14 protein-coding genes are annotated in these 16063 nt (G+C 67.4%); 9 read left to right on the top strand and 5 right to left on the bottom strand.

Annotated elements, in window-relative coordinates:
* Positions 1-27: 27 nt before the first annotated feature.
* The 3 genes from LPB142_RS01605 to LPB142_RS01615 all read right to left on the bottom strand — a co-directional run bounded on the left by LPB142_RS01605 (position 28) and on the right by LPB142_RS01615 (position 5603).
* Positions 28-1365, bottom strand: a complete 1338-nt coding sequence (locus tag LPB142_RS01605; protein WP_071167084.1) for a TolC family protein — start codon at positions 1363-1365, stop codon at positions 28-30.
* Positions 1366-1375: 10 nt separating this feature from the next.
* Positions 1376-4846, bottom strand: coding sequence for a beta strand repeat-containing protein (locus tag LPB142_RS01610; RefSeq protein WP_071165300.1), 3471 nt, complete (start codon positions 4844-4846; stop codon positions 1376-1378).
* 313 nt (positions 4847-5159) lie between these two features.
* The gene (locus LPB142_RS01615) at positions 5160-5603 is read right to left on the bottom strand and encodes an NUDIX hydrolase (RefSeq protein WP_068766360.1); all 444 of its coding nucleotides are present in this window, start codon (positions 5601-5603) and stop codon (positions 5160-5162) included.
* A gap of 96 nt (positions 5604-5699) precedes the next feature.
* On the opposite strand from LPB142_RS01615, the gene hslO reads away from it, so the two are divergent.
* The 6 genes from hslO (at position 5700) to LPB142_RS01645 (ending at position 12172) form a co-directional block, all read left to right on the top strand.
* The gene (hslO, locus tag LPB142_RS01620; protein ID WP_071165301.1) at positions 5700-6716 is read left to right on the top strand and encodes an Hsp33 family molecular chaperone HslO; all 1017 of its coding nucleotides are present in this window, start codon (positions 5700-5702) and stop codon (positions 6714-6716) included.
* Positions 6709-7302, top strand: coding sequence for a CoA pyrophosphatase (locus LPB142_RS01625; RefSeq protein WP_071165302.1), 594 nt, complete (start codon positions 6709-6711; stop codon positions 7300-7302). The genes hslO and LPB142_RS01625 overlap by 8 nt, the downstream gene beginning before the upstream one ends.
* Positions 7299-8453, top strand: a complete 1155-nt coding sequence (locus LPB142_RS01630) for a CCA tRNA nucleotidyltransferase (RefSeq protein WP_071165303.1) — start codon at positions 7299-7301, stop codon at positions 8451-8453. The genes LPB142_RS01625 and LPB142_RS01630 overlap by 4 nt, the downstream gene beginning before the upstream one ends.
* A gap of 42 nt (positions 8454-8495) precedes the next feature.
* Positions 8496-10316 carry an ABC transporter ATP-binding protein gene (locus LPB142_RS01635; RefSeq protein WP_071165304.1) on the top strand — a complete coding sequence of 607 codons (1821 nt, stop codon included), beginning with the start codon at positions 8496-8498 and terminating at the stop codon, positions 10314-10316.
* 54 nt (positions 10317-10370) lie between these two features.
* Positions 10371-11594 (top strand): class I SAM-dependent RNA methyltransferase, encoded by a 1224-nt coding sequence (locus LPB142_RS01640; RefSeq protein ID WP_071165305.1) that lies wholly within the window; start codon positions 10371-10373, stop codon positions 11592-11594.
* 65 nt (positions 11595-11659) lie between these two features.
* Positions 11660-12172, top strand: coding sequence for a L,D-transpeptidase family protein (locus LPB142_RS01645; RefSeq protein ID WP_071165306.1), 513 nt, complete (start codon positions 11660-11662; stop codon positions 12170-12172).
* Between the two features lie 50 nt (positions 12173-12222).
* Here the strand turns inward: LPB142_RS01645 and LPB142_RS01650 are convergent, their stop codons facing one another.
* Positions 12223-12732, bottom strand: coding sequence for a CAP domain-containing protein (locus tag LPB142_RS01650; protein ID WP_068766353.1), 510 nt, complete (start codon positions 12730-12732; stop codon positions 12223-12225).
* Positions 12733-12902: 170 nt separating this feature from the next.
* Here LPB142_RS01650 and LPB142_RS01655 point away from each other — a divergent pair, with 170 nt between their 5' ends.
* Complete coding sequence (locus LPB142_RS01655) at positions 12903-13511, top strand: L,D-transpeptidase (protein WP_068766352.1); 609 nt, start codon at positions 12903-12905, stop codon at positions 13509-13511.
* A 23-nt stretch (positions 13512-13534) separates the two neighbouring features.
* Here the strand turns inward: LPB142_RS01655 and ubiG are convergent, their stop codons facing one another.
* On the bottom strand, positions 13535-14275 hold the full coding sequence (gene ubiG / locus LPB142_RS01660; protein WP_071165307.1) for a bifunctional 2-polyprenyl-6-hydroxyphenol methylase/3-demethylubiquinol 3-O-methyltransferase UbiG: 741 nt from the start codon (positions 14273-14275) through the stop codon (positions 13535-13537).
* Between the two features lie 68 nt (positions 14276-14343).
* Between ubiG and pip the strand changes: the two genes are divergently transcribed.
* Both pip and rimP read left to right on the top strand, forming a co-directional pair.
* A complete protein-coding gene (pip, locus tag LPB142_RS01665) occupies positions 14344-15315 on the top strand; it encodes a prolyl aminopeptidase (RefSeq protein WP_068766350.1) in 972 nt (323 codons plus the stop codon).
* Between the two features lie 147 nt (positions 15316-15462).
* Positions 15463-16062, top strand: a complete 600-nt coding sequence (gene rimP, locus LPB142_RS01670) for a ribosome maturation factor RimP (protein WP_068766349.1) — start codon at positions 15463-15465, stop codon at positions 16060-16062.
* Position 16063 lies beyond the last annotated feature (1 nt).

Below are 16063 nucleotides of genomic sequence, written 5' to 3' on the forward strand. Positions count from 1 at the left end.
TCCGCTCCGCCAACCCCCAAGACCTTGTTAAATGCTGCTACCGTCCACCAATATCCCGTATTCGCGCGCGATTTCCAGCTCTATCAGCGCGATGTCATATTTGAGCCCGGTCTGGGCATGGGCCATGTTGGCGTAGTTTTCATACATGGTCACGAGCTCCATCAGCGTGCGCCCGCCCATCCGATATTGCTCGGTGAACATCTCGAGCGCATCGGCGGTTTCGGCCACCACCGCCCCGTCGCGCGCCTCTTTCGCAACCAGCGCCTCGCGCCGCGCCCGCAGCGCGGTCAGGCTCTGCTCCGCCTCCTGACGCGCGCGCTCGACCCGTGCGCCTGCGGCCTCCTCGGTCGCCTTGAGCGCCGCGATCGTGTCCTTGGTGCCAAAGCCCCAAAGCCCGCTCGTGCCGAGGCTGAGCCCAAGGTCGGGCTTGCCGCGCCCGGCCGTCGCCACCCCGGTCAACCCGGGCAGGAGCGCGGCCTGCTCCATCTTCGCCTGGGCGATGGTGCGCGCCTTCTCGCCCTCGGCCTCCTTCACCGCGAGCGCCTCGGGCAGCGCCCCCGGCAAAGCCACCGCGCCCAGGCCCGCCAGCGCCACCGGCGCCCCGGTCATCGCGCCAAGCTGCGCCTCGGCGGTCGCGGCGGCGTCGCGGTCGGCCGCCGCCGTCGCCTGCATCTCGGCGAGCTTTTGCGCCAGAACCCGCGCCTCGGTCATATCCGAGATCCCGCCCGCGACCCGCTCGCGCATGATCGCCTCATAGGCGCCGATCTTCGCCGCCGAGCGCGCCGCCACCGCGCCCTGATCGCGCGCCTTCAGCGCCGTGACGTAGTATTTCAGCCCGTCATAAACGGTATCGTTGAGCTCGCGCGAGAGCGTCACCGCCGCCACCTCGACATCGGCGGCCGCGAAATCGCGCTCGGCCTTCTTCGCGCCATTGTCGAAGAACACCTGCTCCATCACCAGCTGCGTCGCCAGATCGCCCAGCGAGGTCAGGCTCACGCTCGGCCCGATCTGCGGCAGCCAGTTCTTCGCCTTGGCCTTCGCGGTCAGCCGCGCGACCCGCAGTTCCGATTGCGCGGAGCCCCTGGAATTCGTCAGCACCGCCTGCGCGACGGCGCCATACCCCCCGCCCGCAACCGCTGAGCGCCGCCCCGCCAGATCGGCGATGATCAGCGAGGTTTGCGCCGTGGTGCCCGGCTTGCCCGGGGTCAGCGCGCCCGGCTCGGAGGCGCTGAACGGCGAGCGGCCGGTCGGAAAGGGGGTTCCCTCGATACATCCCGCCAGGCTCGCCAAGGCGCCCACCAAGGTGAGCGCCCGGGCCGTTTGCCTGGCCCGGGAAAGCGGCGCGGGGCGGCTTTTCCGGGTCATGATCCCCACCTCAGATCGTCTGGGTGGTGATCAGATCGTCGATGACCAGGCTCGCCCCGTCATCGCCCAGCGTGTAGACGCTGTAGGTATGGCCGCCGATCACCGTATCGAGCCCGCTGTCCTGCGCCCCGATCGCGGTCACATGATCCGCCGCATCCCCCTGAATGATCAGGGTATTATCCGGCCCGGTCAGCTCGATGAGCTGCGCCTCGGTGATCGTGAGCTGCGCCTGCGGGGCGAAGCTCAGGTCGATCGTGCCGAAATCGAACTCGGTCAGCCCGGTGCGCTCGAGATCGACCGTCACCGCGGCGGTGTTGTCCACCACCAGAAGCGTCGAGGTCTCGTTGCCGGCGCCATCGGTATCCGAGACGACGAGATAGGAGCCATTCGGCACCGTCTCGTAGAAGTCATAGGCGCCGTAGCCCGCGTTCGAGTTGATGTAATGGCTCTCCTCGATCGCATCGACCGTGCCGTTCGCGGCGACCGCCGAAATCTCATAGGCCCCCTCGCCGACATCGGTGCGGATCCCCAGAAGCGCCCCGGTATCGCGGGTGAAGGCGATGATATCGGGCGAGTCGGGCGCGACGAGATCATAGGAGAAATCGCCCGTGGCCGAGGCCGTGTTGCCGTAAAGGTCGGTGGCGTTGACCGAATAGGTCATCGTGCCGGCGGTGCCGGTCAGGTCGCCGCCGTGGAAGGTCACCGCCCATTGGCCGTTCGCCCCCGCCGTCGCCGTGCCGGTCGCGCCGCTTGCGAGCGTCACGACCACGGTCGCGCCGGGCTCGACCGTGCCGGTCAGCACAAAGCCCTGCGCCGCTTCCTGCGCGTTGACCACATCATCGCCCGAAACCGTGGCGGAGGGCACGAAATTGGTCACCACCGTGTCGAAATTGACGGTGCTCGATTGCGTCGCTGTATTGCCGAGCGCGTCCGTCGCGGTGACCTTGAGCGCGACGTTCGAGACCTCGTTCGCGGGCAATTGCGCCGCCGGGATCGTCGCGCTCCAGCTGCCATCGGCCGCCACCTTCGCCGCCACCGCCGCGCCGTTGCCGATCTGGACCATCACGCTCGAGCCCGCCTCGACGGTGCCCGTCACGACAAGCCCGCCCGCCGCCTCCGCCGCGTTGACCACGCCATCGGCCTTGATCGCGTTCGGCGTCGCGGTGGCGTGGGTGAGGTCGGTGACCTCGGTATCGACGGCGACCACATGGCTCGCGGTGGCGGTGTTGCCCGCCAGATCGGTCGCCACCACCGTCGCCGTGGAGCTGTAGGTGCCCGCGGGCACCTCGGCGGCGGTGAAGGTCGCGCTCCAGGCGCCATCGGTGCCCGCGGTCACGGTATGGGTCGTGCCCTCGAAGGTCACCGCCACGCTCGCGCCCGCCTCGGCGGTGCCGCTGAGCACCACGCCGGCCTGCGCCTCGGCGCCGCTGATCTTGTTATCGCCGGCCTGGGTGGCGTTGAAGGCCACCGAGGTTTCGCTGTCGACCACAACATCTCGGGTCGCGCTGGCGGTGTTACCATAGATATCGGTGGCCGAAACCGTCGCGGTATAGCTGCCGGTGGTCAGGCCGGTGCCCGAGAAATCCGCGCTCCAGGTGCCGTTCGCGGCGACCGTGGCCGTCACCGTCGCCCCGCCCAGCGTCACCAGAACGCTCGAACCGGGCTCCGAGGTGCCGGTCAGCGTGAAGCCCGAGGCCGCCTCGGCGGCGTTCACGACCCCGTCCGCCGTCACCGGGGTGAGGTCGAAGGCAACCTGCGCCTCGGTGTCGATGGTGATCGCATAGCTCGCGCTCGAGGCGTTCTCGGCCGGGTCGATCGTGGTCGCGGTGATCGTCGTGGCATAGCTCCCCGAGGGCAGCTCGCCCGGCGCATAGCTCACCGACCAGGTGCCATCGGTATCCACCGTCGCCTGATGGGTCACGCCCTCGAGCGTCACCGCCAGAACCGCGCCCGGGATCGAGGTGCCCGAAACCACGACATTGCCCGCGATCTCGACCGCGTTGACGACATTATCGCCCGCAACCGTGTCGAAATCGATCGCGTTCGGCACGGTGTCGACGATCAGCGTATCGGTGATCGTGGTCACATTGCCGTTCACATCGGTCGAGGTGACGGTCATCTCGGCGCTGTATTCGCCCGGCGGGAGCTGATCGGTGGTGAAGGTCACGCTCCAGCTGCCATCGGCCGCAACCGTGGTCGACTGGCTCTCGCCCGAGACCTCGACGGTAACCGCAGCGCCCGGCTCGCCCGAGCCGGCCACGGTGATACCGTCTTGATATTCCTCAAGGTTTTCGATGTCGCCGGTCGATTCCGCGCCCTCGGTGATCGCCACCGGCGGCGGCGTCATGTCGATCAGGAAATCCGGCCCGTCGAGCTCATAGAGCGTGCCATCGGGCGCGGTCACGAAGACCGTCGAGGTATAATCGCCGTCGGCGGGCAGGGTGGTGCCCTCGAAGGAGACCTCCCAGGTGCCGTCCGCGCCGACCGTGGTCTCGGCCGTCTGGCCGCCAAGCAGCACGACAACGGTCGACCCCGCCTCGCCGGTGCCCGAGACCGTCGCGCTCGGGTTTTCGGTGTTGGTGGTCAGGGTGTCATGGGCATCGGGGTTGTTGACAGTCGGCACGATGGGGCCACCATCGCCATCACCATCGCCATCGCCATCGCCATCGCCATCGCCATCGCCATCGCCATCGCCATCGCCATCGCCATCGCCATCGCCATCGCCATCGCCATCGCCATCGCCATCGCCATCGCCATCGCCATCGCCATCGCCATCGCCATCGCCGCCGCCATCGCCGTCACCGTCGCCATCGCCGCCGCCATCGCCGCCGCCATCGCCGTCGCCGTCGCCATCGCCGCCGCCATCGCCGTCACCGTCGCCATCGCCGTCGCCGCCGCCGTCGCCGCCGCCGTCGCCGCCGCCGTCGCCATCGCCGCCGCCATCGCCGCCGCCATCGCCGCCGCCATCACCGCCGCCATCGCCGTCGCCGTCGCCATCGCCGTCGCCATCGCCGTCGCCATCGCCGTCGCCGTCGCCATCGCCGCCGCCATCGCCGCCGCCATCGCCGCCGCCGCCATCGGTCGGATCGGTGCGCGTGGTATCATCGCCGCCGCCCGCCAGCAGCCCGAGGCCGACAAGCCCCGCCCCCGCCGCGACCCCGGCCGTGCCGAGCCCGCCCAGAACCGCCGGCGCAAAGGCGGCCATCCCGGTCGTGTCGTCATCCACCGCGCCCGCCAGCAGATCCTCGCCCTCATAGAAGGCCAGCTGATCGTTCAGGCTCCATTTTCCCAGAAGCTCCGGGGCGCCATATTCCGCGAAAATCACCCCGTCGCCGGTCTCTTCGAGGGTCACCGGCGTGATTTCCCCGTCGGCCGAGATGAACAGCCGGTTCTCAACCCCGGCGGGCGCGTCAAAAAAGCCCGCAAGCGTGATCGTCCGACCATCGACGAGCACGATCTGAAGATCCTCGCCGTCATGCACATATTTGAGAATGCTGGTTTTTCTCAGATTGAGAGAAATGTTGTCGCCGGCCCCGACCTAGATGAAATCGCTCGCGCCATCCCCGGAAACCACCCCACGCGACACGCCGCCCATGACATCACGGACGGCAAAGTCAACCGACTTTACCATACTACTACTCCGCCTCAAAAAAACGCCGGACTCTACGGTCGGCTTTAACTGCTACTTCTGGGGATAACTGAAATTACCCCCTAATTCTAGATGTTTTATTAACCATTTCGCCCAATATTGGTGCTCGGCGCTAAATCTGGGCGCGGCGTGGCGCGAGTGTGACCTATTTGCCAGAGAAAACCCAAGCGAGGTAGGCGCGGTCGCCCGCGTTGCCCAAAAGCTCGGCCGCCTCCGCCGGCGCCATCCAGACCGCGCTGTGCCCCGGCTCGCTCGGCGGCCCGAGCCGCAGCACCGGCCGCGCGACGTAGATCGTGCAGAGCTTCTCGGCCCAAATGTCGTATTCGGGCATATAGGTGAAGCGCCGATAGGCGCCGATCCGCTGCGGCGGCGCGATCCGCCAGCCGGTCTCCTCGTAAACCTCGCGATGCAGCGCCGCGATCGGGTGCTCGCCCGGGTCGATCCCGCCGCCGGGCAGCTGATATTCCGGCACCGGCCGCGCCTGATGGGTGACGAGCACCTCGCCGCCGCGCACCAGCACGGCATAGACCCCGGGCCGCCGCTTATAGGCGCGCTCACGCACAATCGCCTCGCCAAATCTGCGGATCATCCCGGCCTCCTCGCCCCTTGGGTCTTTCGGTTGCCCTGCCTATATAGGCGCGGTATGCCAGCCTTCGGGCTGATGGAAAACCCCCAAGGAAACCGAATGACCACGCTTTCGCAAATCGCCTGGGACGATACCGTCCTGCCGTTTCAGCTCGACCGCTCCGATGTGCGCGGCCGCGTTGCCCGGCTCGACGGCGTTCTGGAGAAAGTCCTCGCCCAACATAACTACCCGCCGATCGTCGAGGCGCTGGTGGCGGAGGTGGCGCTGCTCACCGCGCTGATCGGCCAGACGATCAAGCTGCGCTGGAAGCTCTCGCTGCAGATCCGCGGCAAGGGGCCGATCCGCATCCTCGCGACCGATTATTACGGCCCGACCGACGACGGCCAACCCGCCCGCATCCGCGGCTGGGCGAGCTTCGACGCCGAGCGGCTCGACCCGGAGGCCGATCCGTTCAGCCAGATCGGCGAGGGCTATTTCGCGATCCTGATCGATCAGGGCGAGGGGACGCTGCCCTATCAAGGCATCACGCCGCTCGCCGGAGGCTCGCTTTCCGCCTGTGCAGAGACGTATTTCGCCCAATCCGAGCAGCTTCCGACCCGCTTTGCCCTCTCCTACGGGCGCACCACCTTGCCCGGCCAGCCGGAGCGCTGGCGCGCCGGTGGCGTGATGATCCAGGTGATGCCGAAGGCTTCGCCCTTCGCCGCCAAGGAGGGGTCGGGCGAGGCCGGGCTCTTGCAGCATGGCGATATCCTCGAGGGCGATGAGGAGGAAAACTGGGGCCGGGTGAACCACCTGCTCGGCACCGTCGAGGAGCTCGAGCTGATCGGCCCGACCGTGCAGCCCACCGAGCTGCTCGTCCGCCTCTTCCATGAGGAAGCGCCGCGCGTGTTTGACCCGCAGCGGGTCGAATTCGGCTGCACCTGCTCGGAGGACCGGGTGCGCGGCACGCTCTCGATCTACTCGGCCAAGGATATCGGCCATATGACCACCGAAGATGGCAAGGTCACCGCCGATTGCCAGTTCTGCGGCGCGCATTACGAGTTCGACCCGAAGAGCCTCGGCTTCGAGGCGGTGGTGAACCCCGACGGCAGCGCCAGGGAGCCCGCCGATGAGTGACCCGCTTGCCCCGGTTCTGGCCGCTCTGGCCCGTCCGGGGCGGCCCTCGTCGGATTACGACCTGAACCCTGAAATTACGCTGCAACAGGGTCGAAAATTGCGCCCTGCGGCGGTGTTGGTGGCCTTTGAAGCCGCGCCCGAAGGGGTGCGGCTTTACCTCACCAAACGCGCCTCCCATCTCAAGCATCATCCCGGCCAGATCGCCTTCCCGGGCGGCAAACTGGACCCCGAGGACGCGAGCCTCGAGGCCGCCGCCGTGCGCGAGGCGCGCGAGGAAATCGGCCTGCCCTCCGAAGCGGTCGCGGTTCTCGGCCGTCTCGAGCCGCATGAAACCGTGACCGGCTTTCTCGTCACGCCCATTCTCGCGCGTGTGATCACACACTTCACCCCGCGCCCCGAGGCCGGCGAGGTCGAAGAGGTCTTCACCGTGCCGCTCGGCCATATCGCGCCCGAAAACTTCCGGGTTGAGCGGCGGCGTTGGCAGAGAGTTTGGCGTAAATATTACGTCGCGCCTTATGGGCCCTACTATATCTGGGGGGCGACGGCCCGCATGCTCCGGGCGCTGAGTGATCGGATGACGCCATGAAACTGCGCGGCGACTGGGTTCAGGCGGGGCATGTCCAACGTGTCTTGCGGATGCTCGAGGCGGGCGGGCATCAGGCCTATCTGGTGGGCGGCTGCGTGCGCAATGACCTGATCGGGGCGCCGGTGAGCGATATGGATATCGCGACGGATGCCCTGCCGGAACGTGTGATCACATTGGCGCAGAACGCCGGTCTCAAGGTCATCCCGACCGGGATCGAGCACGGCACCGTGACCGTCGTCGCGGATCACGAACCGCATGAAATTACCACGTTTCGCCGTGATATAGAGACGAATGGGCGCCATGCGACGGTCGCTTTCTCCAGCGATATCGCCGAGGACGCCGCGCGCCGCGACTTCACGATGAACGCGCTCTATGCGCGCGCGGATGGCTCCGTTCTGGATCCGCTGGGCGAGGGGCTCGACGATCTCGCCGCGCGTCGGCTGCGCTTTGTCGGCGCCCCCGAGGCCCGGATTCAGGAGGATTACCTCCGTATCCTGCGGTTCTTCCGGTTCACGGCCTGGTATGCCGACCCGGCGCAGGGCCCCGATGCCGAAGGGCTCGCGGCCTGTGCGGCGAATTGCGCTGGAATAGAGACGCTTTCGCGGGAACGCGTCGGGCATGAGATGCGCAAATTGCTCGCCGCGCGGGATCCGGCGCCTGCGGTCGCGGCGATGCAGGCGGCAGGTGTCCTCGCCCGTGTCCTGCCGGGGGCGGAGGCCCGCGGTCTGGCGCCGCTCGTGCATCTTGAGGCGGATTTGGCGCCCGATTTTCTGCGAAGATTGGCGATTTTGGGCGGAATAGAGCCTTCTGAGGCACTGCGCCTGTCGAAATCCGAGACCCGCGCGCTGGCCCAGATCCATGCCGCGCTGGAGGCGGGCTTGCCGCTTGCGCAATCGGCCTATCGGTTTGGCCCGCAGGCCGCCCGAGATGCCGCGCTCATCCTCTCGGCGTCGCTCGGGCAGGAGATGGCGGCGGGTTGGCAAGCGGCGATCGCCCGCGGCGCTGCTGCGCGCCTGCCGGTGACCGCCGCCGACCTCATGCCCGCCCTGTCCGGCCCGGCGCTCGGCGGCGCCCTGAAGGAGATCGAGGCCCGCTGGCTCGCCTCCGATTTCACCCTCTCCCGCGAAGCCCTTCTCGCGCGCTTTTCCTGAGGCGCCGTGGGGCTATATCCAGCGGGTAACCGAGAGAGACCGATGATTGATGCCTTCCGCCCGGCCGATGGCCCCCCGCCCGCCCGCCTTGGCGCCTTCTTCCGCTGGAGCCTGCATGGCGCCTGGCCTGCGCTGCTCGTTTCCGGGGCGTTTTCCGCTGTAGCAGGGTCGATGGAGGTGGTTTCGGCCTGGCTTCTCGGCCTCGTCATCGACCGCGTTGCCGGCGCCGATCCCGGTGTCGGTCTGGCGCAGCATTGGCCCCTCGCCGCCGGATTCGTGCTCTTTTACCTCGTGCTCCGCCCGCTGGCCTTCGGCGCCTCCTCGGCGAGCTCGAACCTGCTCATCAACCCCAATATCCTGCCGCTCGTGCTCTCCCGGCTGCATCGCTGGACCATGGGCCAATCGGTCACCTTCTTCGACAACGACTTCGCCGGCCGCATCGCGCAAAAGCAGATGCAGACCGCCCGCGCCGTCACCGATGTTGCCTCGGAGATGGTCAACACGGTGATGTTCGCGCTCGCCTCGATCCTCGGATCGGTGGCGCTTTTGGCTGGAATAGACCCTTTTGGCGCGATTGCGCTGGCGCTGTGGATGTTCGGCTATTTCGCGCTGATCCGGGTCTTTCTGCCGCAGGTGCGCGCGCGATCGAAGGAGCGCGCCTCGGCGCGGGCGATGGTCACCGGCCAGGTCGTCGACACGATCACCAACATCAAGACCGTCAAGCTCTTCGCCCATGCGGAGCACGAAGACCGCGCCGCGCTCGGCGCGATGGCCACCTTCCGCACCCGCGCGCGCGAATTTGGCACGGTGCAGACATGGTATCGGGCCACACAGATGGCGTTTTCGGGGCTCTTGCCGGTGGTGCTCGTCGGGGCTGCGGTGACGATGTGGGCGCGCGGCGCCGCCACCGCGGGCGATATCGCCGCCGCCGGTGCGATCGCGATCCGCATCGCGCAGATGTCGGGCTGGGTCTCGCAGGCGCTGATGGCGATGTGGGGCAATATCGGCGAGGTCGAGGACGGGATGCGCACGCTCGCCGTCGCCCATGCGCTGACCGATGCGCCCGATGCCGTCTCGCTCGGCCGCGTCTCGGGCGAGATCCGCTTCGATCAGGTCGGCTTCGCCTATGGGCGCCAGAGCGGCGGCGTCGAAGGGCTCGATTTCACCATCAAACCGGGCGAGCGGATCGGCATCGTGGGCGCCTCGGGGGCGGGGAAATCGACCCTCGTTTCGCTGCTGCTAAGGCTCTATGACGCCGAAACAGGGTCTGTTTTGCTCGACGGGACCGATATCCGAAAGGTTACGCAGGAGAGCCTGCGCCGGCAGATCGCGATGGTCACGCAGGAGACCGCGATGTTCAACCGCTCGGCGCGCGAGAACATCCTCTATGGCCGCCCCGATGCGACCGAGGCCGAGATGATCGCCGCCGCCAAGGCCGCCGAGGCGCATGAGTTCATCGAGGGCCTCGTCGATCACAACGGCAAGCGCGGCTATGAGGCGGCGCTGGGTGAGCGCGGCGTCAAACTCTCGGGCGGCCAGCGCCAGCGCATCGCGCTCGCCCGCGCCTTCCTGAAGGACGCGCCGATCCTTGTCCTCGACGAGGCGACCTCGGCGCTCGACAGCGAGGTCGAGGCCGCGATTCAGCTGGCATTGGGTCGAATCATGGCCGGGAAAACCGTCCTCGCCATCGCCCACCGCCTCTCCACCATCGCCCAGATGGACCGGATCTTCGTCCTCGAAGCCGGGCGCATCGTCGAGGTCGGCTCGCATGCCGAGCTCCTCGCCAAGGGCGGGCTTTACGCGCGCTACTGGAGCCGGCAATCGGGCGGCTTTCTCGGCACCGATGAGGAGGAGGCGCAATAACGCTTGGCGCGGCCCGCGCGAGCGCGTAATCGGGCGCCCGAGAAGGAGAGAGCCATGCGCCTGACGATCGAGAGACTTTCGCTGCATGCCGACGGGGTGGGCCAGGGGCCCGAGGGCGCCATTCACGCGCCGATGGTCCTGCCGGGCGAGGTGATCGAGGGCGAGCCCGAGGCGGGCCGCATCGCGAGCCCCAAGATCGAGACCCCCTCCGCCGCGCGCGTCAAACCGCCGTGCCCGCATTACCGGGCCTGCGGCGGCTGCGTGCTGCAACATGGCTCCGATGACTTCGTGGCGGGTTGGAAGGCGAGCGTCGTCGAGACCGCCCTGGCCGGGCGCGGCATCGCGGCCAAGGTCGCCCGCGTCGAGACCTCGCCGCTGCATTCGCGCCGGCGCGCCACGCTCTCGGGGCGGCGCACCAAGAAGGGCGTGCTCGTCGGCTTCCATGCCCGCGCCTCCGAAACGCTCGTCGAGGTGCCCGGCTGTCTGATCCTGCGCCCCGAGCTGATGGAAGCGATCCCGGCGGTCGAGGCCGCGACCGCGCTTGGCGCCTCGCGCAAGGGCGAGGTGAGTTTCGCGCTGACCCTCTCCGAGGCGGGGGTCGAGATCGCCGCGCGCGGCGGCAAGCCGATGGACCGGGCGCTCTTCGAGGCGCTCTCCGATCTCGCGACGCGCCATGATCTCGCCCGGCTGAGCTGGGAGGGCGAGACCGTGGCCGAGCGCCGCCCCGCCCGTCAGGCCTTCGGGCGCGCCCGCGTCACCCCGCCGCCCGGCGCCTTCCTGCAGGCGACCGATGCGGGCGAGGCCGCACTTGTGGCCTTCGTGCGCGCGGCCACCAAGGGCGCGGCGCGCGTGGCCGATCTCTTCGCGGGCTGCGGCACCTTTGCGCTGGCGCTGGCCGACGAGGCCGAGATCCATGCGGTGGAAAGTTCCGCGCCGATGCTCGAGGCGCTCGACCGCGGCTGGCGCACGGCGCAGGGCCTCAAGCGCGTGACCCACGAGGTGCGCGATCTCTTCCGTCGCCCGCTTTTGCCCGATGAGCTCGCGCGCTATGACGCAATCGTGATCGACCCGCCGCGCGCCGGCGCGGAGGCGCAGGTTCAACAGATTTGTGCCTCGAAAACGCGCAACCTCGCCTATGTTTCCTGCAATCCGGTCAGTTTCGCCCGCGATGCGGCGGCGCTCACCGCCGCGGGCTTCGAAATCGCCGATCTGATCGTCGTGGATCAGTTCCGCTGGTCCTCGCATATCGAGCTTGCGGCGCGCTTCACCCGGCGCTAGCAGCCTTCCGCAAAACCGGACTCTGCGGTAGATTTCGGAAAAACGAGCAGGTTCACAGGATCATCATGCAGCGCCGCACGCTTCTTCTCGGGCTTTCCACGGCCGCGCTTCTGGCCGCTTGCGGCGGGGGCGACAGCGCCGGCGGCAAGTTCCGCCGCTACAACGGCCCCCGGGTCACGCAAATTCAGGTCTTCAAGGGCGAGCGGAAGATGTATCTGCTCTCGGGCCCGAAGGTGATCAAGAAATACAAGATCGGGCTGGGCGGCAACCCGACCGGCCCGAAACGTTTCGAGGGCGATGGCAAGACCCCCGAGGGCTATTACCTGATCAGCCACCGCAACCCGAACTCGGCCTATCACCTCTCGCTCGGCATCTCCTACCCGAACGAACAGGACGTGGCCTTCGCCGAATCGCAGGGCAAGCGCCCGGGCGGCGATATCTTCATCCACGGTCAGGCCGGCAAGAACCGCGGCCGCGGCAAGGATTGGACGGCGGGCTGCATCGCGGTCACCGATGACGAGATCGAAGAGATCTATTCGATGATCACGCCGGGCACCGGCATCTGGATCTTCCCGTAACGAAAAGGGCCCCCGCGGGGGCCCTTGTTCATTTCCGGCGGCGCGGGGCCTCAGCGGCCCGTCACCAGCGTCCACCAGATCTTGCCCGAGGGCTCCTGGAACCAGCCAAAGCCCATCTGCGAGGCGGCCGGGTTCAAGATCACGTCGCGGGTATCGGCGAGCCCCATCCAGGCCGAAAGCGTCTGGATCTCGGTCTCATAGGTCTCCGAGATATTCTCGCCCACGACCTCGCCCGGATAGCCCGCGCGCTTGGCCCGGTCGAGCGGCGAGGAGCCGTCCGAGCCCCAGTGCCAGGGCCGGTTCTGCGCCGCCATATCGGCCGAATGCGCGGTCGCGGCGGCGGTCAGGCTCGGGTTGAGCACGAGCGGCGCGGTGCCACGCGCGGCGCGCAGGCTGTTGACCGATTCGAGCACACGCTGCGGGATCACCTCGGCGTCTTTCTTGGTGATCGTGTAAAGCTCGGGGAGCGGCTGGCCATCGGGGCCGAGCTTCGGTCCCTCCGGCGCGCAGGCCGAGAGCGCCATCATCCCCACAAAGGCGGCTGCGATAACGGATTTCATGGATCAGACCCCCAGAATTGATCCGCGAGCCATACACACTCGCTTGAAGACGCGCAAACCCACAGTTTCGTGAAACCGCCTTCTGACGCAGGTTTGATTTGCACCTGCGGCAAAGGCGCAATAATGCTGCGCCGGAATCGGCCCGGTGGGGGGCCGGAACGGAGTTCTCAATGACCAACGCGCGCAAATATCTCGATCGTCGCGCCTTCCTCGGCACGGCTGCCCTGGCAGGCGCCAGCCTCGCGGCCCCGGCCGTTTTCGCCCAGGCGCTCGACGCCGGGCTGGAGACGCATGAGGAGACCGCCAACACCAACATGCGCCGCAATATCTCGAGCTTCCGCGAGCTCGACTGGCGGCCCTATTTCTCGAACACCACGAACGGCGCGATCCTCGTCGATACGATCTCGCGCTGCCTGCATTTCTGGTCCGAGGATCAGTCGGTCTACCGGCTGTTCCCGACCTCGGTGCCCGCCTCCGAGGAGCTGACCCGCCGCGGCCGCACCGAGGTGATCCGCAAGGTCGAGGGGCCGACCTGGTCGCCCACCCCCTCGATGAAACAGCGCAACCCCGATTGGCCCGATTTCGTGCCCGCCGGCCCCGACAACCCGCTCGGCACCCATGCGCTCTACCTCTCGTGGCAGTATTACCGCATCCACGGCACCCACGACACGCGCAAGATCGGCCGCAAATCCTCGAACGGCTGCATCGGCCTCTATAACGAGCACATCAAGGAACTCTTCGGCTATGCCAAGGTCGGCACCCAGGTGATCCTGATCTGAAAAAAGGGGCGCTGCGGCGCCCCTTATCGTTTCACGCTGGCGGTGGCGTAATTGACCGAGAGGTCGCGCTCGGAGATCGACCAGCGCCAGGTGATCGGGTTGAAGACCATCCCCTTGCGGTCGACAGGCTCGAGCCCCGCAGCGCGGATCAGCGCGTAAAGCTCGTCGGGGGTGATGAATTTCGACCATTCATGCGTGCCCACCGGCAGCCAGCGCATCACCCGCTCGGCGCCGAGAATCGCCACCAGATAGCTCTTCGGGTTGCGGTTGAGCGTCGAGCACAGCATCAGCCCGCCTGGTTTGACGAGCTCGGCGCAGGTCGAGATGAACGCCTGCGGCACCGCGACATGTTCGACGATCTCCATCGCCATCACCACGTCGAACCGCTCCGCCCCCGCGGCGATCGCCTCCGCGGTGGTGTGACGGTAATCGATCTCGAGCCCGGATTGCTCGGCATGAAGCCGCGCGACGGGCAGGTTGCCCTCGGCCGCATCCGCGCCCACGACGGTCGCGCCGAGCCGCGCCATCGGCTCGGAGAGCAAGCCCCCGCCGCAGCCGATATCGAGAATCGTCAGCCCCTCGAAGGGCCGCGGCGCGCGCAGATCGCGCCCGAACTGCGCCGCGATCTGCGCGGTGAGGTAATCCAGCCGGCAGGGGTTGAGCATGTGCAGCGGCTTGAACTTGCCATTCGGATCCCACCATTCGGCGGCCATCGCCTCGAATTTGGCCACTTCGCCCGGGTCGATGCTGCTTTGTGCGCTCATGCCTGTGCCTTTCGAATTCCCTCCCGCGCCCCATGGTCGGCGCGGCATTGCCGTTATATAGTCCGATCATGGACAGAACCGCAGGGCAAAAGCGCACATCGAGCGCCTTTCTTTACCCGCCGATCGAAGCCTTCGATCGACGGCTTCTGGATATGGGCGACGGCCACAAGATCTACGTCGAGCAATCGGGCCATCCGCAGGGGCGCCCGGTCGTCGTTTGCCATGGCGGGCCCGGCGGCGGTTCGAGCCCGCAGATGCGGCGCTATTTCGACCCGGCGCATTACCGGGTGATTCTCTTCGATCAACGCGGCTGCGGGCTCTCGCGCCCCCATGCCTCGGTCGAGGCCAATACCACCTGGGATCTGATCAACGACATGGAGCGGATCCGGCGCGAGCTCGACATCGCCTCCTGGGTGGTGTTCGGCGGCAGCTGGGGCGCCACGCTCGCGCTCCTCTATGCCGAAACCCACCCCGAGCGCGTCGAGGCGTTGGTCCTGCGCGGGGTGTTCCTCGCGATGCGCCGCGAGCTCGAGTGGTTCTACGGCGGCGGCGCGGGGCAGTTCTTCCCCGAGCTGTGGCACGATTTCTGCGCGCCGATCCCGCCGGCCGAGCGCGGCGATCTGATCACCGCCTATCACAAGCGGCTGTTTTCCGGCGATTACATGGAAGAAGCCCGCTATGGCCGGCACTGGGCTTTGTGGGAAAACGCTTTGGCCAGCGTGGATTACGACGGCCTGCCCGGCGAGGCCCCGCCCGATTACGCCCGCGCCTTCTCGCGCCTCGAGAACCATTATTTCCTCAACGGCGCCTTCCTCGAGGAAGACGGCCAGATCCTGCGCGACCGCAAGCGCATCGAACATATCCCCGCCACCATCGTGCAGGGGCGGATGGACATGATCTGCCCGCCGATCTCGAGCTATGAGCTCGCCCAGGGCTGGAAACGCGCGCGGCTGCGGATGGTGCCGGCGGCGGGTCATGCGCTCTCCGAGCCGGGGATCAGCGCGGCGCTCGTGCAGACCATGGACCGGATGCGCGGCTGACAGATCCGCGCCGCGCGCATTTTTCTTGCAAACAAGGGGCGCTTGCCCTATATCCCCCTCAACAGCGGCGCGCCGGGGTCCAAACCTGACGCCCACCGGAGAAGTGTGACGGGCCGCAAGGGCCCGTTTTTTGTTTCAAGGATCGGAATGACCGACCTCATCGCCAAAACCGCCATCGACCGGCGCCTCGCCGAGATCGTCGGCCCCACCATCGAGGGGCTCGGCTTCGAGCTGGTGCGTATCCGCCTGCAAGGCGGGCGCCATCCGCTCCTGCAGATCATGGCCGACCGCCCCGAGGGCGGCATCGATGTCGACGATTGCGCCGCGATCTCGACCGCCGTTTCCGCCGTTCTCGACGTCGAAGACCCGATCGAGGACAATTATACCCTCGAGGTCTCCTCGCCCGGCATCGACCGGCCGCTGACCCGGCTCAAGGATTTCGACGCCTGGGAAGGCTACGAGGTCAAGATCGAGACCACCGAACAGATCGACGGGCGCCGCCGCTTCAAGGGCCTGCTGCGCGGCACCGAGGGCGACGAGGTTCTGCTCGAGATCGAGGACCATGGTGAGACGATCACCATCGGCCTCAATTTCGACTGGCTCTCCGATGCCAAACTTGTGCTCACCGACGAGCTGATCGCCGAGATGCTGCGCCAGCGCAAGGATGCCGGCCTCATCGACGAGAGCCAGTTCGACGATATCGAAACCGAAGAAGACGACAAGAATTCCCCCGACGAGGAGATCTGAG

Origin of the sequence: Rhodobacter xanthinilyticus (genome assembly GCF_001856665.1) — a bacterium.
Taxonomy (GTDB): Bacteria; Pseudomonadota; Alphaproteobacteria; order Rhodobacterales; family Rhodobacteraceae; genus Rhodobacter; species Rhodobacter xanthinilyticus.